This window comes from Streptomyces sp. A 4/2 (assembly GCF_940670765.1).
In the GTDB taxonomy this organism is placed as follows: Bacteria; Actinomycetota; Actinomycetes; order Streptomycetales; family Streptomycetaceae; genus Streptomyces.
Genome location: NZ_CALNVW010000031.1, coordinates 1 through 22930, shown reverse-complemented (window position 1 = coordinate 22930; position 22930 = coordinate 1). Strand labels below are relative to the sequence as shown.

Below are 22930 nucleotides of genomic sequence, written 5' to 3'. Positions count from 1 at the left end.
CTTCTCCCTGTCTAGCCTTTCAAAGCATCAATCTTCCGCCGAGACACCACGGATTTCGTAGGCAGATCGCGAATCAGCCAACAATCTCTCAGCCGAACCCCGGTGCAGTCGGGCCGCCGCGGAGTCCCCGAGCCGCTCCAGGGTGTCGGCCAGCCGCAGGTGCAGTGCCGCCTGGAGCCGCTCGTCGCCGGCCCGCCGCGCCCACTCCACCGCCTCCGTGCAGGTACGGAGCGACTCCTCCGGCCGCCCCGCGTACTCCTGCACCCTGGCCACCTCGCTGAGCGCCCTGGCCTGGCCCGGCAGGTCACCGAGCCGCCGGTAGCCGGCCACCGCGGCCCGCCAGCTGCGCAGCGCTTCGCCGTAGCGCCCCGCGTAGGTGTGCACGGAGCCGAGCCGTCCGTACAGCCGGGACTCGTCCGCCAGTTCGCCCCGGGCCTGCCGCTGGGACAGCGCCCGCCCGTACCAGTCGCAGGCCCGCTGCCAGTCCCCCAGCTCCTGGTAGGCACCCCCGACGGATTCCGTCGCCCGCCCGGTCGCGTACGGGTCGTTCGCGGCACGTCCCGCGTCCAGTGCGGCCCGGTACCGGGTCAGCGCATCCCGGGTGCGGCCGGTCCGTGCGTCCAGATCGGCCAGGTTCAGCAGCGCCGCCGCCCGCTCCCGGTGCAGTCCCCGGCGCTCGGCGACACCGAGGACCAGCTGGTGGAGCCCGTACAGCTCGGGAGCGGCGGCCTCGGCGCCGCGGTGCGTGGAGAGCGCCCTGACGAGTGCGGCGACCAGTCGCCTGGCGAGGGTGTCGAGCTCGCCGTCCTCGACGGCCAGCCGGGCGGACGCCAGCAGCACGGGCTCCCGCAGCCGCAGCCACTCGGCGGCGGCCGGGGCGTTCGGGAACCGCAGGGTACGGGGCAGCCCGGCCAGCTTCCGGCGGGCCGCCGAGCCCTCCGGATCGGTGATCGCCCGGCACGACTGGAGCAGCCGTACGGTCCGCTCCAGCATCCGCGCGCGGGCCAGCTGCACCTCGGCGGCCCGGTCCTGGGACTCCATCAGGGCCCGCAGCAGCGGCGCCAGGCAGCCGGGCACCTCGAACAGCTCACCGCGTGTGCGCAGCAGCCCGAGCGCCACGAAGTCCTCCAGCGTGGACCGGGCCGCGGAGACGGAACAGCCGGCCAGCGCGGACGCGGTGTGCGCGTCGGCGAGACCGGCAGGCGCGAGGGCCAGCAGTCGCAGTATCCGGGCGGCAGGCTGCGGAAGCGTGCCGTAGACGAACCGGAAGGCACGGGCCAGCGGACGGACCGCCTCGGTCTCTTCCGCTTCGTCGGGCAGGTTCCGCAACTGCTGGGTGACGTCGGCGACCGACAGCATGGGCCTGGCGGCGAGCCAGCCGCCCAGCAGGACCAGTGCGGCCGGCTGCCCGCCGCACTCCTCGGCGAGCGTCTCGGCAGTCCGCGGGTCGACGGTGATCCGTACGGCGCCCGCGAAGCGGCCCAGCAGCTCGACGGCCGAACCGGTGTCCAGTCCGCCGAGGGTGCACGGCCGGACGTCGGGGATGCCGGTCAGCGGGCCGGTGGAAGTGGCCACGACCAGGCACTCGGAGATGTCCGGCAGCAGTGGATCGACCTGTTCGGCGTCGACCGCGTCGTCCAGGAACAGCAGCGTCCGGCGTCCGGCGAGTGCCTCGCGCACCAGCTCGGTGAGTTCGTCCTCCCCGGCGCCCGCGGGCGCCGGGACGCCGAGAGCGCCGAGCAGTTCGCGGGCGGTCCGCTCGACGGGGACGCGCCCGCCGCCGGGAGTCGTCAGCCGGGCACGCAGCACGCCGTCCGGGTAGTCGCCGGCGAGCTGTCCGACCAGTTCACCGGCGAGCGCGCTGCGCCCGGATCCGGGCCTTCCGGCGATCAGCAGTACCCGGGGGCGGGTCCCCTTGCGGCCGGCCATGGTGTCGAGTCCGGCCCGCCCGATGTCGGCGCGCAGGGACTTCAACTCCCGCTGCCTCCCGAAGAACTGACCGGCCGTCCGGGAGGCCTTCGCCACCGTGACCCGGTCGACCGAATCCACCGCCTGATCCGTCACGGGCCTCGCTCCGTCCGCCTGCGCACCAGCCCGCCGGGGGCCCGGACGGGACGGTGCCGAGCGTAGTTCACGTACCGAGACGAACCAGGTGGAGCGGGGCGGGCACATCCCCTGATTGGATCAGCAGATCATCCGATTGACTGGATCCGGTCGGGTACGCGGCTCCCTACGCCTCGAAGGGGCGGGCGGGCCAGGGGGCGTCGGCCGGGCGGAGCGCGTCGAGGCCGCCCTCCTGCTGCAGCGCGGCGGTGAGGGCCAGCACGCCCACGACCAGGCAGGTGTTGTGCAGTTCACCGGCGAGTACACCCCGTACCAGCTCCGCGGGCGCCACCCGGGCGTGCTCCATGTCGGCCTCCTCCTCGGAGACCTCGTAGCGCTCGCCCTCGGCCTCGGAGACCTCCCGGGCGAGGAAGATCCGTACGGCCTCGTCGCAGCCGCCGGGCGTGGGGTAGACGTCCGTCAGCACCCGCCAGTCGTCGGCCTTGACGTGCGCCTCCTCGTAGAGCTCGCGCTGCGCCGCGTGCAGCGGGTTCTCGCCGGGGATGTCGAGCAGACCGGCCGGGATCTCCCAGAGCTTCTGGCGTACCGGGTGCCGGTACTGCCGCAGCACGATCACCCGGCCCTCACCGTCCAGCGCGAGCACCGCCACCGATCCGGGGTGGACCTGGTAGTCACGGTGCACGACCGTGCCGTCCGGCATCACCACGTCGTCGGTGCGGACGCTGGTCTTGTTGCCGGTGAAGGGGGTCGTGGTCGCGGTGACCTGCCACTCTTCGGCGGTGTCCTGGATGGCCATGGAAGCGTCCTCTCGAAAAGACAGAAACCGGGGCAAGCGCCTCATGCGGCCCCTGCCCCGGTCAACCGTATCGCCCCGGCTCCTGCGGACTACTTGCCCGTCTTGCGCTCCACGGCCGCCTTCACCAGGCCGGCGAAGAGCGGGTGCGGCCGGGTGGGCCGGGAGCGCAGCTCCGGGTGGGCCTGGGTGGCGACGAGGTAGGGGTGCACCTCACGCGGGTACTCGACGTACTCGACGAGCTTGTTGTCGGGGGACGTCCCGGAGAAGACCAGTCCGGCCTTCTGCTCCAGCTCCGCGCGGTAGGCGTTGTTGACCTCGTAGCGGTGGCGGTGGCGCTCCTCGATGTACGGCTGGTCCGCGTAGGCCTCACGGACGACCGAGCCCTCGGCGAGCTTCGCCGGGTAGAGGCCGAGCCGCATGGTGCCGCCCAGGTCGCCCGCCCCCTCGACGTACGCCAGCTGCTCCTCCATCGTGGAGATCACCGGGTGGGCGGTGGTCGCGTCGAACTCGGTGGAGTTGGCGTCGACGATGCCCGCGACGTTCCGGGCGGCCTCGATGACGATGCACTGGAGCCCCAGGCAGAGACCGAGCAGCGGGATCCGGTTCTCACGGGCGTACTGGATCGCGCCGACCTTGCCGTTCACGCCGCGCTCGCCGAAGCCGCCGGGGATGCAGATGGCATCGACGTCGCCGAGCTGCTTCTTGGCCGCGGCCTGGGTCCTGCAGTCGTCGGACGTGACCCACTTGACCTTGACGCGGGCCTTGTTGGCGAAGCCGCCGGCGCGAATGGCCTCGGTGACCGAGAGGTAGGCGTCGGGCAGGTCGATGTACTTGCCGACCAGGGCGACGGTGACCTCGTGGTCGGGGTTGTGGACCCGGTCCAGCAGGTCGTCCCAGGTCGACCAGTCGACATCGCGGAACGGCAGGTCCAGCTTGCGGACGACGTAGGCGTCGAGGCCCTCGGTGTGCAGGACCTTGGGGATGTCGTAGATCGACTTGGCGTCGACACAGGCCACCACGGCGTCCTCGTCGACATCGCACATCAGCGAGATCTTGCGCTTGATGGCGGTCGGTACGTCGCGGTCCGCGCGCAGCACGATGGCGTCCGGCTGGATGCCGATGTTGCGCAGGGCGGCGACGGAGTGCTGGGTGGGCTTGGTCTTGAGCTCGCCGGAGGGGCCGATGTAGGGCAGCAGCGAGATGTGCACGACGAAGACGTTGTCCCGGCCTACCTCGTGGCGGACCTGGCGGACGGTCTCCAGGAACGGCAGCGACTCGATGTCGCCGACCGTGCCGCCGACCTCAGTGATGACGACGTCGACGTCGTCGGTGGCCATCCGGCGGATGCGGTGCTTGATCTCGTTGGTGATGTGCGGGATGACCTGCACGGTGTCACCGAGGTACTCGCCGCGCCGCTCCTTGGCGATGACCGTGGAGTAGACCTGGCCGGTGGTGACGTTGGCCGAACCGTCGAGGTCCACGTCGAGGAAGCGCTCGTAGTGGCCGATGTCCAGGTCGGTCTCGGCGCCGTCGTTGGTGACGAACACCTCACCGTGCTGGAACGGGTTCATCGTCCCGGGGTCGACGTTCAGGTACGGGTCGAGCTTCTGCATCGTGACCCGCAGGCCGCGGGCCTTGAGGAGCGCACCGAGGCTGGAAGCCGTCAGACCCTTACCGAGGGAAGAGGCGACACCCCCGGTGACGAAGATGTGCTTGGTCGTCGCGGATGTCGAGTTGCGGGCCTGCATGGCCAAGAGGGGGCTCCCGTGGTCGCGATCTGGAATGCGTACCGGCACGAGGCCCCGGAGATTTCCGGGGGTGCCGTCGCTGCGGGTTCGGGGGCGCAGTGACCACCGGTCCACGGGCTACCAGGGTATCAGCGCCAGCGGGAGGGTGCTTCCGGCCACGCACAGCAGCGTCTCCACCACGTACAGCGCACCTTCACCGTGGGGTCACATTTCACTCACCCAACGCTCACTCGTTCGGCTCAGCCAGGTTGCCGGGCACGTCATGCGGATCACCGACGTGCGTCGTATCCTGCTCGGACACTCGCTGCCGAGACGGCCGGAACGGCACCACCCCCGCCCGTTCTCCGGCACAAGCGCTCGTCAGCGCTTGTCAGCGCTCGCAGGCGCTTGTCCAAAGAGCCCTTGACTGCAACACAGGCGCCCCGAGGGGCGATGTGGCCGTTCGACTGGAGATTGCACGTGGCCGGGCGCATCGAGGATTACGCACTCATCGGAGACATGCAGACCGCCGCCCTGGTCTGCCGGGACGGTACAGCCGACTGGCTGTGCCTTCCCCGCTTCGACTCGCACGCCGTCTTTGCCGGACTGCTGGGAACCGAGGAGAACGGTTTCTGGCGACTGGGACCCGCACATGCCCCTTCGGCATGCCCGCCGGTCGCCGACCGGCGCCGCTACCGCGGGGATTCACTGATCCTCGAATCGGAGTGGGACACACCACGCGGCACGGTCCGTGTGACGGATTTCATGCCACCGCGTGACGGCGCACCCCAGCTGATCCGCATCGTGGAGGGGGTCACCGGGCGCGTCCCGATGCGCTCCGCGCTCCGGATGCGGTTCAGCTACGGACGGGTGACGCCCTGGGTCCACAAGGTGGACGGGCGTACGGTCGCGGTCGCCGGACCCGATTCGGTCTGGCTGGACACCACCGCCGAGACCTTCGGCGAGGACCTCACGACGTACTCCGACTTCACCGTGGGACCCGGCGACCGGATCGCCTTCACCATCAGCTGGGAGCCCTCGCACAAGGCCCCGCCCGCGCTTCCCGAGCCGGAGAACTCGCTGGTGGCGACGGAGGACTTCTGGCGCGAATGGGTCGATCAGTGCACCTATCACGGCCCTTACCGTGAAGCGGTGGTCCGCTCGCTGATCACGCTCAAGGCCCTCACCTACGCGCCCACCGGCGGCATCGTCGCCGCGCCGACCACCTCGCTCCCCGAGGACATCGGCGGGTCCAGGAACTGGGACTACCGCTACACCTGGCTGCGTGACGCCGCGATCACCCTGTCGTCGCTGCTGCGCACCGGCTACCGCGAGGAAGCCCGCGCCTGGCGTGAATGGCTGCTGCGCGCGGTCGCCGGTGACCCGGAGAACCTGCAGATCATGTACGGGATCGCCGGTGAGCGTGAGCTGGGCGAGGCCGAACTCGACTGGCTGCCCGGGTACGAGAACTCGGGCCCGGTCCGGGTGGGCAACGGCGCGGCCGGTCAGCTCCAGCTGGACGTGTACGGCGAAGTGACCGAGGCCCTGCACCTCGCGCACATGACGGGCCTGGCCCGCAGCGACTACGCCTCGCTGCTCCAGATCAAGCTGATCCAGTACCTGGAGGACCACTGGGACCAGCCGGACGAGGGCATCTGGGAGGTGCGCGGCCCCCGCCGCCACTTCGTGCACTCCAAGGTGATGGCCTGGGTCGCCGTCGACCGCACCATCAAGCTGATCGAGTCCGGCGACGTCGACGGCCCGGTCGAGCGCTGGCGCGAGCTGCGCGACGACATCCACCGTGATGTCTGCGAGAAGGGCTACGACAAGGAGCGCAACACCTTCACCCAGTCCTACGGGTCGAAGGAGCTGGACGCCTCCCTGCTGCTCATCCCGCAGATGGGCTTCCTGCCACCGGACGACAAGCGGGTCATCGGCACCGTCGAGGCCATCCAGCGCGAGCTGTCCACGCCTGACGGGTTCGTCCTGCGCTATCCGACGGCCGGCGGCTCGGCGGGCGTCGACGGGCTGGAAGGGGACGAGGGCGCCTTCCTCGCCTGTTCCTTCTGGCTCGCGGACGACCTGGCGATGATCGGCCGGGTCGACGAGGCCCGGCAGCTCTTCGACAAGTTGCTGGGTCTCCGGAACGACCTGGGGCTGCTCGCCGAGGAGTGGGACCCCAGGCTCCAGCGCCAGGTGGGGAACTTCCCCCAGGCGTTCAGCCACGTGCCGCTGATCGACACCGCGCTGCGGCTCACCGCTTCGGGTGCGTACGGGGGCTGACCTGCGGCCGGGCGGCTTCGGGTAGCGTCCGGCCCATGGAGAACCAGGGCGGGATCACGGTGCAGCGGGCGCTTGAGCTGCCGGGACTGCGCAGTGGGCTGCCCGAGGTCGTGGCGGGCGCCGACCGCCTCGGCCGCACGGTGCGCTGGGTGCACGCCGGTGAGGTGCCGAACATCGCCTCGCTGCTCAAGGGCGGCGAACTACTGCTCACCACCGGGCTGGGACTCGGCACCCGGCCCGCCGAGCAGCGGGCGTTCGTCCGCAGGCTGGCCGACCGCGGGATCGCCGCGCTCGTGGTGGAGCTGGGCCCGCGCTTCGGCACACTTCCCACGACGCTGGTGGAGACCGCGCGGGCAGCCGGACTGCCCCTGGTCCAGCTGCACCGTGAGGTGCCCTTCGTGTCGGTGACCGAAGAGATCCACACCGAGATCGTCAACGGTCACTACGCGCTGATACAGCGCGCCGACGAGGTGCACCGGCGGTGCACCCAGGCGCTGCTCGGCGGCGGCGGAGTGCCCCAAGTGCTCTCCGTCCTCGCCGAGTTCACCGCCAATCCGGTGTTCCTGGAGACCTCCGACGGGCAGTTGCTGTACGCCGCGGGGGACGGTGAGCCGCTCCAGGTGTGGGAGGGGCTGCGCGGGCACCGGCCCACGGGCGCCGTCCTGGTGGACGTACCGGGCGGCGGGTCCGGCACCGGTTCGGTCCGGGCCAGGCTGGCCCTCCTCCCGGTGGCGGCCCCGCTGGCTCCGGTGCACCGGATGGCGGCCGAGCGGGCGGCCGGGATCCTGGCCGTCGTACTGATGCAGGCCCGGCAGGAGGAGGAGCTGGCCGCACGGGGGCGGGGCGACTTCCTGACCGACCTCGCCGAGGGCCGCGTCTCGGCCCAGGACGCCCCCGCGCAGGCCCGGGTGCTGGGTTTCAAGCCCGGCGACGGCCCTCTGCTGCCCGTGGTGATGCGGCTGGCCGCCGAGCTGTCTCCCTCGGGCAACTGGGCCGTGCTGGCCCGCGCCGTCCTGGAGGAGCTGAGCGCGGTGGGCGTTCCGGTCCTGCTCGGCGTCCGGCCCGTCGAGGGCCGGGTGCCGCTGCTGCTGGGGCTGCGGACGGAGTCGGAGCGCACCGCGGTGGCCGACCGGGTCGCCGTGGCGCTGCGGGCGGGTGTGGCGCGCGCCGGGCTGGAGCGGGCCGGTGCGCATCCGCCGATCGTGGTGGTGGGCGTGGCGGGCGGCTGGGCCGCCGCCTCGGCCGGGCTGCGGCACGCGGCGGAGACGGCCACTGCCGCGCAGGGCCTCTCCGACCGCCCCTGGTACGACGCCCGGCGCCTCGACATCGATCTGCTGCTGTGGCGACTGCGGGACCAGCCGGACCTCGCGGCCTTCGTGGACCGGGCGATCGGGCCGCTGCGCGCGCACGACCGCACCTCGCGGCCGGCGTTGCTGCCCACCCTCGAAACCTATCTGGCGCACGCGGGGCGCAAGGCGGAGACGGCGCGCGAGCTGCATCTCAACCGCCAGACGCTGTACAACCGCCTCGCCCGGATCGCCGAACTCCTGGGCACCGATCTGGACGACCCGCAGGCGGTGCTGGCCCTCGGCCTGGCGCTCCGGGCCCGCCGGCACACGCCCTGATGCGGCCGGGTGCCTGTCGACGGCCTCAGCGGATACGGACCGTCTCGGTCAACTCGTCGTAGATGCTGAGCACTTGGGCCACCGTGTCGTCCTCGGTCGGCCAGCTCCGCGCCTGGGCGCGCCCCGCTTCGGCGAGCAGCAGGCGGCGGGCCGGGTCGGCGAGCAGTCCGGTCACCCGCGCGGCCAGCGCCTCGGGGTCGCCGTACGGCACGAGTTCGGCGGCGTCACCGACCAGCTCGGGCACCCCGCCGACCGCGGTGGCGACCAGCGGCACACCCAGCCGCAGCGCCTCCTGCGCCAGCAGCGACCGCGCCTCCCAACGGCTGGGCAGAACAGCGACATCGGCCGCCGCGAGCAGTTCCGTGACGTCGTCCCGGCTGCCGATGAGCTGGACCGCCAGCGACTCGGTCTCGATGCGGCGCTGGAGTTCGGCCCGCTCCGGGCCCTCGCCCGCGATCACCAGCAGCGGTACGGGATCGAGGTGCTGCCAGAGCCGGGCGGCGTCCAGCAGGGCCCCGTAGCCGCGGTGCGCGGCCAGGTTGCCCACGGCCATCAGCAACGGCCGCTCGACCGCGCCGAGTTCGGCGCGCGCCTTGCTCTCCGTCCCGCCCGCGGCCGGTCGGGGTGCGGGGACAGTGACCGGCGCGAGCCGCGCGTCGCGCGCCCCCCGGCGGCGCGCCCTGTCGACCAGTTCGGACGACGTACCGAGCACAACGGCCGCCGCCCTGACGGCCCTTCGCTCCATCAGCCGCGCCAGCCGTCGCCGCGCGCCCTCGGCGTGGGAGCGGGTGTGCAGGGTCACGACCAGCGGCAACCGCAGCCCGCTGAGCGCCAACGAGGCCCGTACGGCGGCGTTCAGACCGTGCGCGTGCACCACGTCGGCGGGCAGACAGGCGGCGCGCAGGGCGGCGACCGCCGCCGGATCACTGCGCCGGGGTACGGGCACGAAGCGCGCGCCCACCTCGCTGAAGCCGTACGCCTCCTCCAACTCGGCGGGGGCGCACACGGTGACGTGCACGCCCCTCTCGACCAGTCCACCGGCGACGGACCGGACATGTGCGCTGCTGCCAGCGGAGCCGCCACCGAGCACGTGGACGGCGCGCAGAGGTGAACGGCCGTACGGCGGGACCTGGGTGCTGCTCACTGACCGGAGCTCCTGAGTCGGCGTCGGGCGGGGGTGCGCTCCAGGATGCCAGCCCGTACGAACGTTCCGGCACCCTCCTGGCGGGCGAGCCCCTGTGCGGTCGCGTCAACGCGCCTGGGCTGTCACTCACACGGGTGAGCGCCGGCTCAACCCATGGCCGCGCGGCTCACCTTGTCACCGTACGCGGCGGCGGCGAGCACGGCTGCCGCGTGCGCGGCGAGTCCGGCCCGTCCGTTGCCCGCGACGATCGCCACCCCGAGGGCGGCTCCGAGCGCGTGAGCGCCCGCGTCCCCGAGCATGGTCTGCTCGGCCAGGTCGTCGACGACGACCGCGGCTGCCGCTCCCAGCGGGGCCGCGGCCAGCGCTCCGGCGGGGCCGCGGCGGAGCAGTCCGGGGGCCGCGAGCCCGAGCACGGCGACGGTGGCCCGGCCGGGGTGCACGTCCACCAGGTTGACGAAGTGCGCGGTACCGGCGACGACGACCCCGGCGAGCAGCCGGTCGACGGGCCGGTCCTTCAACAGCACGCCCGCGGCGAGACCGGCCGCGCCGATCCCGAAGAGCTTCACGGCGCCGCTGGTGATCTCGCCCTGCCGCAGCGCCCCGAGGTGCGCGCGGAATCCGCGGCGCGGGTCCCCGGCACCGGCGACATCGTCGTAGGCCCCGCAGGCCCCGGCCACGAGGACGGAGAGAGCGGCTGCGCCACGGGCCCGGGGCGGGAACGTGCCGACGGCCGCGCCGAGGGTCGCGCCCACGGTGGTGGCGGGGCCCGCGCAGAGGTCAACGGTGCGCCCGGCGTAGTTCGTGCGCTCCCAGCGGGCAGGGCCGCCCGGGGTGCGGCGGCGCAGCCCGGTGGCGACGGCGCGGGTGGCGCCGAAGGCGGCCAGGAGTGCGGCTGTTCGGGCGCCGTGTCTGCTCATGCGGCCCAGCCTAGGGGGCGCGCTCCGGCGCCCGGCGGGCCGCACCCCATCACTCCCCCTCACCCCTCCGAAACTCGGGCTCGCCGGGGGCGCCCCGTCAGCCGTCCGCGCGCGCCGTCGCCAGCAGTTCCTCCGCGTGCGCCCGTGCCGTTTCCGAGTCCTCCTGGCCCGCGAGCATCCGTGAGAGCTCCCGCACCCGGTCCTCGCCCTCCAGGATCGTGACCCCACTGCTGGTCACCGAGCCGTCGTTGGTCTTCTCGACCAGCAGCTGCCGGTCGGCGAAGGCGGCGACCTGCGGCAGATGCGTGACGACCACCACCTGGGCGGACTTCGCCAGCCGGGCCAGCCGCCGCCCGACCTCCACGGCTGCCTTGCCGCCCACTCCGGCGTCGACCTCGTCGAAGAGGTACGTCGGTACGGGGTCGGAACCGGCGAAGACGACCTCGACGGCCAGCATGACCCGCGAGAGCTCACCGCCCGACGCCCCCTTGGAGATCGGCCGTGCCGCCGCACCGGGGTGCGGGGCGAGCAGCAGCTCGACCTCGTCGACGCCCAGCGGTCCGTAGGCGACGAGCCGGCCGCCGACCTCGATGCCCTGCGGGTCCTCGGTCTGGCGGAGGTCGATCGACACCCGGGCGTGCGGCATGGCGAGCGAGGCGAGTTCGGCGGTGACGGCGTCGGCGAACCGGTGCGCCGCCTCCGTACGGGCGTCGGTGAGCGCCTGGGCGAGGCCGGACAGTTCGGCGCGCAGCGTGTCGCGCTCCACTGTCAGTTCACCGATCCGGTCGTCGTCGCCCTCCAGTTCGGTGAGGCGCGCGGCGCCCTCCTCGGCCCAGGCCAGCACGGCGGCGATGTCCGCGCCGTACTTGCGGGTGAGCTGGGTCAGCGCCGCCCGCCGCTCCTCCACCGCGGCGAGCCGCAGCGGGTCGGCGTCCAGATTGTCCGCGTATCCCGCCAGTTCGCCCGAGACGTCGGCGAGCAGGATGCCGATCTCCCCGATGCGTTCGGCGAGCGCGGCCAGCGCCGGGTCGTGGGAGCGTACGGCGTCGAGCGCCCGCCCGGACCCGGCGACCAGGGTCGTCGCGTCGAGGCTCTCCGGGTCCTCCGGGTTGCCGACGAGCGCGGTGTGCGCGGTGGACGCGGCCGAGGCGAGCGCTTCGGCGTGACCGAGGCGCTCGGCCTCGGCGGCGAGTTCGGCGTCCTCACCCGGCAGCGGCTCCACCGCGGCGACCTCGTCGAGCCCGAAGCGCAGCAGATCCGCCTCCTGGGCCCGCTCGCGTGCCCGGGTGGTGAGTTCGTCCAACTCCACGACCACCTCGCGCAGTCGCCGGTAGGCGGCCGCGTACGTGAGGTGCGGCTTCGCGACGGCCTCGCCCGCGTACCGGTCCAGCGCCTGGCGCTGCCTGGCCGGGCGCAGCAGCCCCTGCTGGTCGGTCTGACCGTGCACGGCGACCAGTTCGTCGGCGAGCTCGGCGAGGAGCCCGACGGGTACGGAGCGCCCGCCGATGTGCGCCCGGGAGCGCCCTTCCGCCGAGATCGTCCGGCTGACCAGCAGCGCCCCGTCGTCCAGCTCGGCGCCCGCTTCCTCGGCGCGTACGGCGGCAGGCGCGTCCGCGGCCATGGTGATCCGCCCCTCGACCACCGCCGACTTGGCACCGAGCCGCACCAGCGCGGCGTCGGCGCGCCCGCCGAGCAGCAGCCCGAGGCTGGTCACGACCATGGTCTTGCCCGCGCCGGTCTCACCGGTCACCGCGGTGAAGCCGGGTGAAAGCTCCACCACGGCGTCGTCGATGACTCCGAGCGACCGTATCCGCATCTCCTCCAACACGGACACGACCTTACGAGGTCCGGGGCCCGGTGTGCGACGGGCCCCGTACCGTCACCCTCCCGTGCACCGGTCGGTCCGGCGCGGGAACACCTAGTTCGGCGCCCCGCGCCAGCCCGCCACCGGCAGGGCGAACTTGGCCACCAGCCGGTCCGTGAACGAGGCGTGGTGCAGCCGTGCCAGCCGTACGGGTACCGCTCCCCGCCGTACCTCCACCCGGGCACCGGCCGGCAGTCCGATCGAACGGCGTCCGTCGCACCACAGGACACCGTGCGGGGTGTGCGGCTGCACCTCGACCGCCAGGACCGAGGCCGGGGAGGTCACCAGCGGCTTGGCGAACAGCGCGTGCGCCCCGATGGGCACCATCAGCAGCGCCTCCACCTCGGGCCACACGACGGGCCCGCCCGCCGAGAAGGCGTACGCCGTCGAACCGGTCGGGGTGGCGCAGACGATGCCGTCGCAGCCGAAGCCGGTCACCGGCCGCCCGTCGATCTCCAGGACGACCTCCAGCATCCGCTCGGGTTCCGTCTTCTGGACGGCGGCCTCGTTGAGTGCCCAGTCCCGGTGCACCACGTCACCGTTGTTGTGCACGACGACGTCGACGGTCATCCGCTCCTCGACCTCGTACGACCGGGTGACCACCCGGTCCACGACCTTGTCGAGGTCGTCGCGCTCGGCCTCGGCGAGGAATCCGACCCGGCCGAGGTTGACGCCGAGCATCGGCACACCCGAGGCGCGCGCGAACTCGGCCCCACGCAGCAGGGTGCCGTCACCGCCGAGGACGATCAGGAGCTCGCAGCCGTCCAGTGCCGCGGGTGTGGCCTCGGTGACGAGTTCGACCGAGTGCGGCAGCGGCAGATCCGCTGCCTCCGTCGCGAGGACCCGGACCCGCAGCCCGGACTTCAGCAGGCCCTCCACCACCAGCTCGGCGCTGCGGATCGCCGCGGGCCTCCCGGTGTGGGCGAGCAGGAAGACTGTGCGTGAATCTGCTGGTTCTGGTAGTGCTGAAAGTGATGCTGCATCCGTCACTGCGGCCCCTCCGCCACTGCACGCTCCACATCCGCCGGATCGAGCGCGGGCGCATCCGCCCGCAGCCACAGAAAGTACTCGACATTTCCCGAAGGGCCGGGCAGCGGGCTCGCGGTGACCCCCCGTACTCCGAGTCCGAGCTCCGCGGCCTGTCGTGCCACGGTCCTGACGGTCTCCGCCCGCAGTTCCGGGCTGCGGACGACTCCGCCGCTGCCCAGCCGGTCCTTGCCGATCTCGAACTGCGGTTTCACCATCAGCACCAGGTCGGCGTCGGGCCCCGCGCACCGCACCAGGGCGGGCAGCACCAGTCCCAGCGCGATGAACGAGAGATCGCCGACGACGAGGTCGACGGCTTCCCCGCCGATCGCCTCCAGCGTCAACTCGCGTACGTTCGTGCGGTCCTTGACGGTGACCCGGTCGTCGCTCTGCAGCGACCAGGCGAGCTGCCCGTACCCGACATCCACCGCGACGACCTGCGCGGCGCCGGACCGCAGCAGTACGTCGGTGAATCCGCCGGTCGACGCCCCCGCGTCGAGCGCCCGGCGTCCCTCGACCCGCAGGCCGAGCGGTACGAACGCCGCGAAGGCACCCGCGAGCTTGTGACCGCCTCGCGAGACGTAGTCCGGGTCGCTGTCGTCCTTGCGTACGACCACGGCCGCGCTCGTCTCGACCTGGGTGGCGGCCTTCGTCGCGGTGGCGCCGCCGACCGTCACCCGCCCTGCCGCGATCAGCTGGCTCGCGTGCTCCCGCGAGCGTGCGAGGCTCCGGCGGACCAGCTCGGCGTCCAGGCGTCGGCGTGCCACTCCTGCCACGTTCGGTTCAGCTCCTGCTGTCGTGAGGAAGGGGACCACGGGCCGGGACCGGCGGTCCCGGGTGTGCGTCCAGCGCGTCGAGCGCCGCGCGCAGTCCCCGGTGTACATCCTCGTACACCCCGACATGTCCGTCGGCGGCGAGGTGGTCGGCATCGGCCAGACGGTCGAGTACGCCGTCCACCCGTTCGTTCCCGGTGGGCGTACGCACCACACCCAGCGGGGCCGGGGCCGCCGGGTCGTACTCCGCACCGGGCCGGGTCCCGGGCTCGGCCCCGGAGGGCTCCGGCATCGCGTCACTCATGCCCAGACGCTACCGCGAAGCCCTGAGGTACCGTCGATCACGATGGCGACGACAGAAGAGTGCCGCAGCGCCCTCGACAGGCTCTCGGACAACATGGCCCAGGCGAACAGCCAGGTACGCAGTGCGGCGGCGCTCGACCGCTCGCTCAGCTGCCACATCACGGATCTCGATGTCAGCTTCACCGGACGGCTGGTGGACGGCCGCATCCAGGTGCTCGACACACTCCAGGGCCCTCCCCCCGACCGGGCGGAGATCCGGCTCGCCATGAAGGGCGACGACCTGGTGGCGCTGGTGGGCGGCGAGCTGAACTTCGCGAAGGCGTGGGGCTCGGGCCGGGTCCGGCTCGAAGCGGGCTTCCGCGATCTGCTGCGCCTCAGGACGCTGCTGTAACCGTCCGTCCGGTGCGGGCCCCGCGTCCGGCGGGCACCACCAGCGGGGTCCCCGTCTGCGGGTCGTCGATGATCTGGCAGGGCAGCCCGAAGACCTTCTCCACCAGTTCGGCCGTGACCACCTGGGAGGGCGGCCCGGCGGCGACGATCTCGCCGTCCCGCATGGCGATGAGGTGGCTGGCGTAGCGCGCCGCGTGGTTCAGGTCGTGCAGTACGGCCACCAGCGTGCGCCCCTGTGTCTCGTGCAGTTCGGCGCAGAGGTCCAGCACGTCGATCTGGTGCTGGATGTCGAGATAGGTGGTCGGCTCGTCGAGCAGCAGCAGCGGGGTCTGCTGGGCCAGCGCCATCGCGATCCACACGCGCTGGCGCTGCCCGCCGGAGAGTTCGTCGACATAGCGATCGGCGAGGTCACCGATGCGGGTCGCCGCCATCGATTCCTCGACAATCCGCTCGTCGTCGGGCGACCACTGCCGCAGCAGCCCCTGGTGCGGATAGCGCCCGCGCGCCACCAGGTCGGCGACCGTGATGCCGTCCGGCGCGATCGAGGACTGCGGGAGCAGACCGAGCGTCCTGGCCACCTGCTTGGCGGGCAGCGAGCCGATCGCCTGCCCGTCGAGGAGCACCTGACCCCGTACCGGCTTCAACATGCGCGAAAGGGCTCGCAGCAATGTCGACTTGCCGCAGGCGTTGGGGCCGACGATCACGGTGAAGGAGTGGTCGGGGATCTCGACCGAGAGGTTCTCGGCGATGGTCCGCTGCTCGTAGCCGAGGGTGACCGATTCGGCGGTGAGCCGCTGCGTACTCGGGCTCCCGGCAACGCCGTTGCCCCTGGGCGCGCTCTTGCTCCTGGACATGCGCGTACTCCTGGAAGTCATCAGATCCGTCCTGCCTTGCGTTCGGAGACCAGCAGCCACAGCAGATAGCACCCGCCGAGCACCGCGGTCACCACGCCTACCGGCAACTGGCGGTCGCCGAAGGCCCGTTGGGCGGTCCAGTCGGCCACCACCAGCAGGGCGGCGCCCATGAGGGCGGAGGGAAGGAGATTGGCGCCGGGCGCGCGGGTCAGCCGCCGGGCGAGCTGGGGCGCGCTGAGCGCCACGAAGACGATCGGTCCTGCGGCGGCGGTGGCCACCGCGGTGAGCAGCACCGCGGCCAGCATCAGCACCAGCCGGGTCCGCTCGACCCGCACCCCCAGCGCGTATGCCGCGTCGTCGCCCATCTCCAGCATCCTGAGGTTGCGCCCGTACCCGAGGACCAGCGGTACCAGGACCGCGCAGGTCACCAGGAGCGGCCAGACCTGCGACCAGTCCCGCCCGTCGAGCGAGCCGGTCATCCAGACGACGGCGCGGGTCGCGTCGACCAGATCGGCCTTGGTGAGCAGATAGCTGTTGCAGGCGGTGAGCATGGCGGCGGCGCCGATGCCGACGAGCACCAGCCGGTAGCCGTGCACGCCCCGCTTCCACGCCAGCAGGTACACGACCACGCCCGTCACCAGGCCGCCCACGATCGCCCCGCCGGACACCGCGGCGGCTCCCCCGTGGAAGAGCACGATCACGGTGAGCGCCCCGACGCTCGCGCCCTGCCCGAAGCCGATCACGTCCGGACTGCCCAGCGGATTGCGGGAGATGGACTGGAACACCGCGCCCGCGATGCCCAGCGCGGCCCCCACCAGCAGGGCGACGAGGACCCTGGGGAGCCTGAGGTCGTCGACGATGAACTCCTGGGCGGTGGTGCCGCCGCCCAGCAGCGTACGGACGACGTCGCCGGGCGCCATCGGGTAGTCGCCGCTGCCGATGAGGACGACGCCGGCCGCCAGCGCCACGACGGCCAGCAGCAGGACGACGACGGCGGACCTGACATCGACCCGGACGGAGAGCCCTCCCCGGGTGCGTATCGCGTGTACGGCTTTCACAGCTGGGCCATCCTCCGGCGGCGTACGAGAAAGATGAAGACGGGACCGCCGATGAGCGCGGTCACGATGCCGACCTGGAGTTCGGCCGGGCGGGCGACGACCCTGCCGATCACGTCGGCGCCCAGCAGCAGCACCGGGGAGAGCACCGCCGCGTACGGCAGGGACCAGCGCATGTCGGGTCCGGTGACGGCCCGGACGAGGTGCGGAACCATCAGCCCGATGAAGACGATCGGCCCGCAGGCGGCGGTCGCGGCCCCGCAGAGCAGGGTGACGGCGATCATCGCGAGCACCCTGGTACGGGTGAGATGCGCGCCCAGCGCTCTCGCGGTGTCGTCGCCCAGCGCCATGGCGTTGAGGGGCCGGGCGATGGACAGCGCGACGAGCAGCCCGGCCACCACGAACGGCCACACCTGGGAGACGGTGCCGGTGGTGGCCGTCGCCAGCGAACCGACGGTCCAGAAGCGCAGTTTGTCGAGCGTGGCCGAGTCCAGCAGCTGTACGGCGTTGACGTAGCCGTAGAGGGCGGCGGTGACAGCGGTACCGGCGAGCGCCAGCCGTACCGGGGTGGCACCGCGGCTCCCGCTCAGGACGTACACGAGCACCGAGACGACGGCGGCGCCCGCGAACGCGAACCACACATAGCCGGTGAAGGAGCTGACGCCGAAGAAGCTCATCGCGGAGACCACCGCCGCCGAGGCCCCCGCGTTGACGCCGAGGACGCCCGGCTCGGCGAGGGGGTTGCGGGTGAGGGCCTGCATGACCGCTCCGGCGACCCCGAGGGCGGAACCGACGAGCAGCCCCAGCAGGGTGCGAGGGACCCGTACCTCACGGACGAGTACGTCGTTGCCCTGCCCCGAGGCGTGCACCAGGCCGTGCCACACATCGCCCATCGGCACTGCCTTGGCTCCGATCGCGATGCTCGCGACGGCGACCAGGAGCAGCACGGCCAGGGACAGCAGCAGCCCGGCGGCGCGCGCCACGGAGCGCCGAGGGGGCGCGGGGGCAGGCTCCGCGCGCTGACTGGGGGGACTGTCGACCAACACGCAGTTAGGTTAGCCTACCCTCGCTTCAATCTTCGAGGGGGTCCGCCGGGGGAACCTCTCAGAGCCCGACGCGGGACAGCGCCTTGCCCCCGTCGAGAGCGCAGGAGCCGTCTCCCGCGTACGTCCAGGCCGCGGCGCACAGCGCCCGCAGCCCGTCCAGCGCATCACCCGCACCGTCGACGGCCAGCGCGTCGTCGCGCACCGAAGCGGTCCAGCCCCCACAGCTGAACCGGCCGCCGTCCCCGGTCACTTCGGGCTGACCGGTCAGCAGCCCCCGCAGGTCGGCGTCCACGTAGGTCGGCCGGTGCTCGGGACGGGCGGCCAGCAGTTGCGCCCCGTCGGTCACCCCGGTCAGGACGAGCAGCGAGTCCACGCCGCCGTTGAACGCGCCCTCGATGTCGGTGTCCAGCCGGTCGCCGACCACCAGCGGCCGTTCGGCGCCGGTCCGCAGCACCGTCTCCCGGTGCATCGGGGGCAGCGGCTTCCCCGCCACCTGCGGCTCGGCGCCGGTGGCGATCCGTACGACCTCGACCGCGGCCCCGTTGCCCGGCGCGATCCCGCGCGCGCTGGGGATGGTCAGGTCCGTGTTGGACGCGAACCACGGCACACCGCTGTTGATCGCGTACGCCGCTTCCGCGAACCGGGACCATGCCAGGTCGGGCCCGCCGTACCCCTGCGCCACCGCGAGCGGCGAGTCGTCCGCCGAGTCCACCGGCTCCAGACCGCGCTCGCGCAGCGCGACCCGGAGCCCTTCGCCACCGATCACCAACACCTTCGCGCCCGCCGGGACCTGATCGGCGATCAGCCGGGACACCGCCTGCGCCGAGGTGATGACATCGGCGGCCTCCGCGGGCACGCCCAGCTCGGTCAGGTGCTGTGCCACGGCCGTCGGCGTGCGCAGCGCGTTGTTGGTGACGTACGCCAGGTGCATACCGCCGTTCCGGGCGGCGCCGAGAGACTCGACGGCATGGCCGATGGCCTCGCCGCCCGCGTACACCACCCCGTCCAGATCGAGCAGAGCGGTGTCGTACGCATCGTTCAGCGCAGTCCTGCTGCCGTCGGGCCTGGTCCTGCTCTGCCGGGTCATCTCACTCCTCGTTCGCTGCTTCTCCCCCGATCATCCCGCATCACGGAACCGCACTTACCATGCAGCAATGACTTCAAGTGGTCGGCACGCGGACAACGGATTGCACCTGTTCCCCTTCCGCGGACTGCGCTACGTCCCCGAGCGGGTGGGCAGCCTCGCGGCCGTCACCTCGCCGCCGTACGACGTCGTGGTCAGGCCGGACGGCCTGCTGCACCTGGAGTCCGCCGACCCGCACAACATCGTCCGGCTGATCCTGCCGCAGGCCGACACCCCCGCCGCCCGCAACGAGAAGGCCGCCGCGACGCTCGCCCACTGGCTCGCGGACGGCATCCTCGCCCCCGACGCCGAGCCCGCGCTGTACGTGTACGAGCAGCGCCACGGCGATGTGCTCCAGCGCGGCCTGATCGGCGCGCTGGCCCTGTCCACCCCCGAGGAGGGGATCGTCCTCCCCCACGAGGACGTGATGGCGGACATCGTCGAGGACCGGGCGGCGCTGATGCGGACGACGGCCGTCAATTTCGAACCGCTGCTCCTGACGTACCGCAGCGACGGCAGCGCGACCGGCGCCACCGCTGTCATCGACCGCGCCATCGCCCGGCCGCCGCTGCTCGCGACGACCACCGAGGACGGATTCAGCCACCGGCTCTGGTCGCTGACCGATCCGGCGGAGATCACGGCGGCCCGGTCCGATCTCGCGGGACGCCAGGCCCTGATCGCCGACGGACACCACCGTTGGGCGACGTATCTGCGGCTGCGCGACGAGCATCCGGGGCCCGGCCCCTGGAACTACGGCCTGGTGCTCCTCATCGACACCGTCCGCTATCCGCTCCGGGTCCGCGCCATCCACCGGCTGCTGCACCGGCTGCCGGTCGCCGAGGCCCTGGCGGCGGTGGCGGACACCTTCCGGGTCCGCACGGTGGGGGGCCTCCCGCAGGCGCTGGACGCTCTCGGCGCGGCGGCTGCCGAGGGCAACGCCTTTCTGCTGGCGGGGGACGGCGCCTTCCACCTCGTCGACCGGCCTTCCGCGGAGCTGCTGGCCCGTACGGTCCCCACGGACCACCCGCCGGCCTGGCGCACGCTGGACGCGACCGTCCTGCACCACACGCTGCTGGACGAGGTCTGGCGGATTCCTGACACGCCGGAGCACATCGCGTACATCCACGCCACGGACGCGGCGGTCGAGCAGGCGGAACGGCGCGGGGGGACGGCTGTCCTCATGCATCCGGTACGCGAGGAGGTCGTCCGGGATCTGGCCCGCCAGGGCGTGACGATGCCTCGCAAGTCGACTTCGTTCGGCCCGAAACCGGCGACGGGCCTGGTCCTGCGCAGCCTCACCATCGACTGAGCGGCTGATCGGCCGGGATGACACCGGGAACTCATCGGGAAAACAGCGAAGGGCCGCACCCCGGTGACCGGGGTGCGGCCCTTCTCACTTGCTCTGCTGCTCTGCTCAGACGGACTCAGTCCTGGTCGTCGCCCTTGGCGCGGCCGGGACGGTCGTCGTCGGCCTCCGCACCGGACTCCTCGTCGTCCGACAGCGCGTCGTCCAGCAGCTCATCGGGGTCGTCGCCCGACTCGTGCTCGACGTCGACGAACTCCACGCCCTCCAGCTCGGCAAGCCGGTCCGAGGCATCCGTGGCGCCGTCCTTGTCGGACTCGATGGTCTTGGCGAACCACTCGCGCGCCTCGTCCTCGCGCCCGGCCGCGAGCAGCGCGTCGGCGTACGCGTACCGCAGCCGAGCGGTCCACGGCTGTACCGAGTTCGACGCCAGTTCGGGGCTCTGCAACGTCACGATCGCCGCGTCGATCTGCCCCATGTCCCGGCGCGCGCCGGCGGCGACCAGTCGCATCTCGACCTGGCCCGCCTTGTCGAGCTTCGCCACCTCGGGCTCGCCGGCCATCGCCATCGCACGCTCGGGCCGCCCCAGTCCACGCTCGCAGTCCGCCATGACGGGCCACAGGTCGACGGTGCCGGTCATCCGGCGGGTGGCACGGAACTCGGCGAGGGCCTCCGTGTACTTCTGTGTGGCGTACGCGGCGAAGCCGGCCGCCTCACGCACGGCGGCCACCCGCGAGGCCAGGCGGAGCGCGATGCGCGCGTACGCGTAGGCCTCCTCCGGGTCCTCGTCGATGAGCCGGGCGACCATCACCAGGTTCTTCGCGACATCCTCGGCGAGGGTCTTCGGCAGGCTCATCAGCTCCTGCCGCACGTCCTTGTCGATCTCCTGACCGGTGACGTCCTCGGGGATCGGCAGCCGCTTGACGGGCTCGCGGTCGCGGTCCCGGTCGTCGCGCTGGAAGCCACCACCGCTGCCACGGTCGTCGCGCTGCCCGCCACGGTAGCCACCGCGGTCCCGGTCGTCGCGCTGTCCACCGTGGTAGCCACCGCCGGTGCCACGGTCCCGGCTGTCCCCGCGGCTGTCGTCACGGCGGAAGCCGCCACGGTCGCCACCGCGGTCGTCACGTCGCTCGCTTCCACGGTCGTCACGTCGGCCGTAGCTGCCCCCGCTGGGACGGTCGTCGCGACGGAAACCGCCGCCCCGCTCGTCGTCACGACGCGGGCCGCTGGAGGGGCGGTCGTCGCGACCGCCGCGGTACCCACCGCTGGTGGACGCGGGACGGCCACCACGGTCGTCGCGCCGCTCGAAGCCACCACCACTGGGACGGCCACCACGGTTGTCGTCACGGCGGTCATCGCGCCGGTCATCGCGTCGGTCATCGCGTCGGTCGTCACGGCGGAAAGGCGGACGGTCATCGCGACGGGCAAACCCACCACCGCTGCTCGGACGCCCACCACGCTCGTCATCACGACGCGGACCGCTCGACCGGTCGTCGCGCTGTCCACCGCGGTAGCCACCGCCGGTGCCACGGTCGCCACGGCTGTCGTCACGGCGGAAGCCGCCACGGTCGCCACCGCGGTCGTCACGTCGGCCGTACGAACCGCCCGAGGAACTGGAGGGGCGGTCGTCGCGACCGCCGCGGTACCCACCGCTGGTGGACGCGGGACGGCCACCACGGTCGTCGCGCCGCTCGAAGCCACCACCACTGGGACGGCCACCACGGTTGTCGTCACGGCGGTCATCGCGCCGGTCGTCACGGCGGTCGTCACGGCGGAAAGGCGGACGGTCATCGCGACGGGCAAACCCACCACCGCTGCTCGGACGCCCACCACGCTCGTCATCACGACGGCCGTACGAACCACCCGAGGAATTCGAGGAACGGTCGTCACGACCACCGCGGAAGCCACCACCGCTGGACGCCGGACGGCCACCACGGTCGTCGCGCTGCCCGCCGCGGTAGCCACCGCCGCTGCTCGGACGGCCACCACGGTCATCGTCACGACGCGGGCCGCTGGGACGGTCATCGCGACCGCCACGGAACCCTCCGCCTGTGCCGACCGGACGGCCACCGCGGTCATCACGGCGCGGGCCACCGGAGGAGCGGTCGTCACGACCGCCACGGAACCCGGTACCGCCGCGGCTGTCTCCGCGGCTGTCGTCGCGGCGGAAGCCGCCGCGGTCGTTGTCCCTGCGGGGCCCACTGGAACGGTCGTCACGACCACCGCGGAATCCGCCCTGGTCACCGCCGTCCCGGCGACGCGGCTCGCGCTCCGGACGGTCGTCGGGGGAGTTGGTGGACATCGGTGTGACTCCTGTCTTCGGGTACCGCAGTCATTCTCACGCAATCGGCGATCCGACGCGCTTCGGGAAATAAAAAAAAGGACCTTTGGTCCCAGCGTGAACGCTGGGACCAAAGGTCCTTCAAAGATTGTTCGGCGGCGTCCTACTCTCCCACAGGGTCCCCCCTGCAGTACCATCGGCGCTGAAAGGCTTAGCTTCCGGGTTCGGAATGTAACCGGGCGTTTCCCTAACGCTATGACCACCGAAACCCTATTTGGGCTCTAGCGAACAAGCACACTCTTCAATTAAGTAAGTGAAACAAGTTCCGCCGGCACGACCGTTCGTGGCCTGGGAAC

Annotated in this window: 19 protein-coding genes and 1 rRNA gene; 4 read left to right on the top strand and 16 right to left on the bottom strand. The window is 72.4% G+C overall.

The features are described 5' to 3' along the window. Positions 1-27: 27 nt before the first annotated feature. The 3 genes from NBY69_RS22855 to NBY69_RS22845 all read right to left on the bottom strand — a co-directional run bounded on the left by NBY69_RS22855 (position 28) and on the right by NBY69_RS22845 (position 4608). Entirely contained in the window at positions 28-2064 is a 2037-nt protein-coding gene (locus tag NBY69_RS22855; RefSeq protein ID WP_374211323.1) for a tetratricopeptide repeat protein, read from the bottom strand. Positions 2065-2230: 166 nt separating this feature from the next. Next, complete coding sequence (locus NBY69_RS22850; protein WP_250303166.1) at positions 2231-2860, bottom strand: NUDIX domain-containing protein; 630 nt, start codon at positions 2858-2860, stop codon at positions 2231-2233. Positions 2861-2949: 89 nt separating this feature from the next. Further along, positions 2950-4608 (bottom strand): CTP synthase, encoded by a 1659-nt coding sequence (locus tag NBY69_RS22845; protein WP_250303621.1) that lies wholly within the window; start codon positions 4606-4608, stop codon positions 2950-2952. A gap of 459 nt (positions 4609-5067) precedes the next feature. Between NBY69_RS22845 and NBY69_RS22840 the strand changes: the two genes are divergently transcribed. Together NBY69_RS22840 and NBY69_RS22835 are read left to right on the top strand one after the other, a co-directional pair. Further along, positions 5068-6870 carry a glycoside hydrolase family 15 protein gene (locus tag NBY69_RS22840; protein ID WP_250303620.1) on the top strand — a complete coding sequence of 601 codons (1803 nt, stop codon included), beginning with the start codon at positions 5068-5070 and terminating at the stop codon, positions 6868-6870. 35 nt (positions 6871-6905) lie between these two features. After that, positions 6906-8495 carry a PucR family transcriptional regulator gene (locus NBY69_RS22835; protein ID WP_250303165.1) on the top strand — a complete coding sequence of 530 codons (1590 nt, stop codon included), beginning with the start codon at positions 6906-6908 and terminating at the stop codon, positions 8493-8495. Positions 8496-8520: 25 nt separating this feature from the next. Here the strand turns inward: NBY69_RS22835 and NBY69_RS22830 are convergent, their stop codons facing one another. The 6 genes from NBY69_RS22830 to NBY69_RS22805 all read right to left on the bottom strand — a co-directional run bounded on the left by NBY69_RS22830 (position 8521) and on the right by NBY69_RS22805 (position 14523). Continuing rightward, the gene (locus NBY69_RS22830) at positions 8521-9639 is read right to left on the bottom strand and encodes a glycosyltransferase family 4 protein (RefSeq protein WP_250303164.1); all 1119 of its coding nucleotides are present in this window, start codon (positions 9637-9639) and stop codon (positions 8521-8523) included. 146 nt (positions 9640-9785) lie between these two features. Further along, positions 9786-10556 carry a hypothetical protein gene (locus NBY69_RS22825; protein ID WP_250303163.1) on the bottom strand — a complete coding sequence of 257 codons (771 nt, stop codon included), beginning with the start codon at positions 10554-10556 and terminating at the stop codon, positions 9786-9788. Positions 10557-10653: 97 nt separating this feature from the next. After that, a complete protein-coding gene (gene recN, locus NBY69_RS22820; RefSeq protein ID WP_250303162.1) occupies positions 10654-12390 on the bottom strand; it encodes a DNA repair protein RecN in 1737 nt (578 codons plus the stop codon). An 84-nt stretch (positions 12391-12474) separates the two neighbouring features. Beyond that, positions 12475-13410 (bottom strand): NAD kinase, encoded by a 936-nt coding sequence (locus NBY69_RS22815; protein WP_250303161.1) that lies wholly within the window; start codon positions 13408-13410, stop codon positions 12475-12477. Then, the gene (locus NBY69_RS22810; RefSeq protein WP_250303160.1) at positions 13407-14222 is read right to left on the bottom strand and encodes a TlyA family RNA methyltransferase; all 816 of its coding nucleotides are present in this window, start codon (positions 14220-14222) and stop codon (positions 13407-13409) included. Before NBY69_RS22810 ends, NBY69_RS22815 begins: the two co-directional genes overlap by 4 nt. A 7-nt stretch (positions 14223-14229) precedes the next feature. Then, positions 14230-14523 (bottom strand): hypothetical protein, encoded by a 294-nt coding sequence (locus tag NBY69_RS22805; protein WP_250303159.1) that lies wholly within the window; start codon positions 14521-14523, stop codon positions 14230-14232. A gap of 42 nt (positions 14524-14565) precedes the next feature. Here NBY69_RS22805 and NBY69_RS22800 point away from each other — a divergent pair, with 42 nt between their 5' ends. Continuing rightward, on the top strand, positions 14566-14913 hold the full coding sequence (locus NBY69_RS22800; RefSeq protein ID WP_250303158.1) for an SCP2 sterol-binding domain-containing protein: 348 nt from the start codon (positions 14566-14568) through the stop codon (positions 14911-14913). Here NBY69_RS22800 and NBY69_RS22795 read toward each other — a convergent pair. The 4 genes from NBY69_RS22795 to NBY69_RS22780 form a co-directional block, all read right to left on the bottom strand. Beyond that, positions 14897-15766, bottom strand: coding sequence for an ABC transporter ATP-binding protein (locus tag NBY69_RS22795; protein WP_250303157.1), 870 nt, complete (start codon positions 15764-15766; stop codon positions 14897-14899). The two genes, NBY69_RS22800 and NBY69_RS22795, sit on opposite strands and share 17 nt — an antisense overlap. 20 nt (positions 15767-15786) lie before the next feature. Beyond that, on the bottom strand, positions 15787-16824 hold the full coding sequence (locus NBY69_RS22790; protein ID WP_250303156.1) for an iron chelate uptake ABC transporter family permease subunit: 1038 nt from the start codon (positions 16822-16824) through the stop codon (positions 15787-15789). Next, positions 16821-17780 (bottom strand): iron ABC transporter permease, encoded by a 960-nt coding sequence (locus NBY69_RS22785; protein ID WP_250303619.1) that lies wholly within the window; start codon positions 17778-17780, stop codon positions 16821-16823. Before NBY69_RS22785 ends, NBY69_RS22790 begins: the two co-directional genes overlap by 4 nt. A 145-nt stretch (positions 17781-17925) precedes the next feature. Continuing rightward, a complete protein-coding gene (locus tag NBY69_RS22780) occupies positions 17926-18954 on the bottom strand; it encodes an HAD-IIA family hydrolase (RefSeq protein ID WP_250303155.1) in 1029 nt (342 codons plus the stop codon). Positions 18955-19021: 67 nt separating this feature from the next. On the opposite strand from NBY69_RS22780, the gene NBY69_RS22775 reads away from it, so the two are divergent. Then, positions 19022-20299, top strand: coding sequence for a DUF1015 domain-containing protein (locus NBY69_RS22775; protein WP_250303154.1), 1278 nt, complete (start codon positions 19022-19024; stop codon positions 20297-20299). A 115-nt stretch (positions 20300-20414) separates the two neighbouring features. Here the strand turns inward: NBY69_RS22775 and NBY69_RS22770 are convergent, their stop codons facing one another. The 3 genes from NBY69_RS22770 to rrf form a co-directional block, all read right to left on the bottom strand. Continuing rightward, the gene (locus tag NBY69_RS22770; protein ID WP_250303618.1) at positions 20415-21164 is read right to left on the bottom strand and encodes a tetratricopeptide repeat protein; all 750 of its coding nucleotides are present in this window, start codon (positions 21162-21164) and stop codon (positions 20415-20417) included. After that, a complete protein-coding gene (locus NBY69_RS37540; RefSeq protein WP_308409498.1) occupies positions 21149-22330 on the bottom strand; it encodes a hypothetical protein in 1182 nt (393 codons plus the stop codon). The genes NBY69_RS22770 and NBY69_RS37540 overlap by 16 nt, the downstream gene beginning before the upstream one ends. Before the next feature lie 394 nt (positions 22331-22724). Further along, positions 22725-22841, bottom strand: a 5S ribosomal RNA gene (rrf, locus tag NBY69_RS22760). Positions 22842-22930 lie beyond the last annotated feature (89 nt).

Coding starts and splice junctions, on each gene's coding strand:
- NBY69_RS22850 (WP_250303166.1), bottom strand. CDS start 2,860: ATGGCCATCCAGGACACCGCCGAAGAGTGGCAGGTCACCGCGACCACG.
- NBY69_RS22845 (WP_250303621.1), bottom strand. CDS start 4,608: ATGCAGGCCCGCAACTCGACATCCGCGACGACCAAGCACATCTTCGTC.
- NBY69_RS22835 (WP_250303165.1), top strand. CDS start 6,906: ATGGAGAACCAGGGCGGGATCACGGTGCAGCGGGCGCTTGAGCTGCCG.
- NBY69_RS22825 (WP_250303163.1), bottom strand. CDS start 10,556: ATGAGCAGACACGGCGCCCGAACAGCCGCACTCCTGGCCGCCTTCGGC.
- NBY69_RS22805 (WP_250303159.1), bottom strand. CDS start 14,523: ATGAGTGACGCGATGCCGGAGCCCTCCGGGGCCGAGCCCGGGACCCGG.
- NBY69_RS22800 (WP_250303158.1), top strand. CDS start 14,566: ATGGCGACGACAGAAGAGTGCCGCAGCGCCCTCGACAGGCTCTCGGAC.
- NBY69_RS22795 (WP_250303157.1), bottom strand. CDS start 15,766: ATGTCCAGGAGCAAGAGCGCGCCCAGGGGCAACGGCGTTGCCGGGAGC.
- NBY69_RS22780 (WP_250303155.1), bottom strand. CDS start 18,954: ATGACCCGGCAGAGCAGGACCAGGCCCGACGGCAGCAGGACTGCGCTG.
- NBY69_RS22775 (WP_250303154.1), top strand. CDS start 19,022: ATGACTTCAAGTGGTCGGCACGCGGACAACGGATTGCACCTGTTCCCC.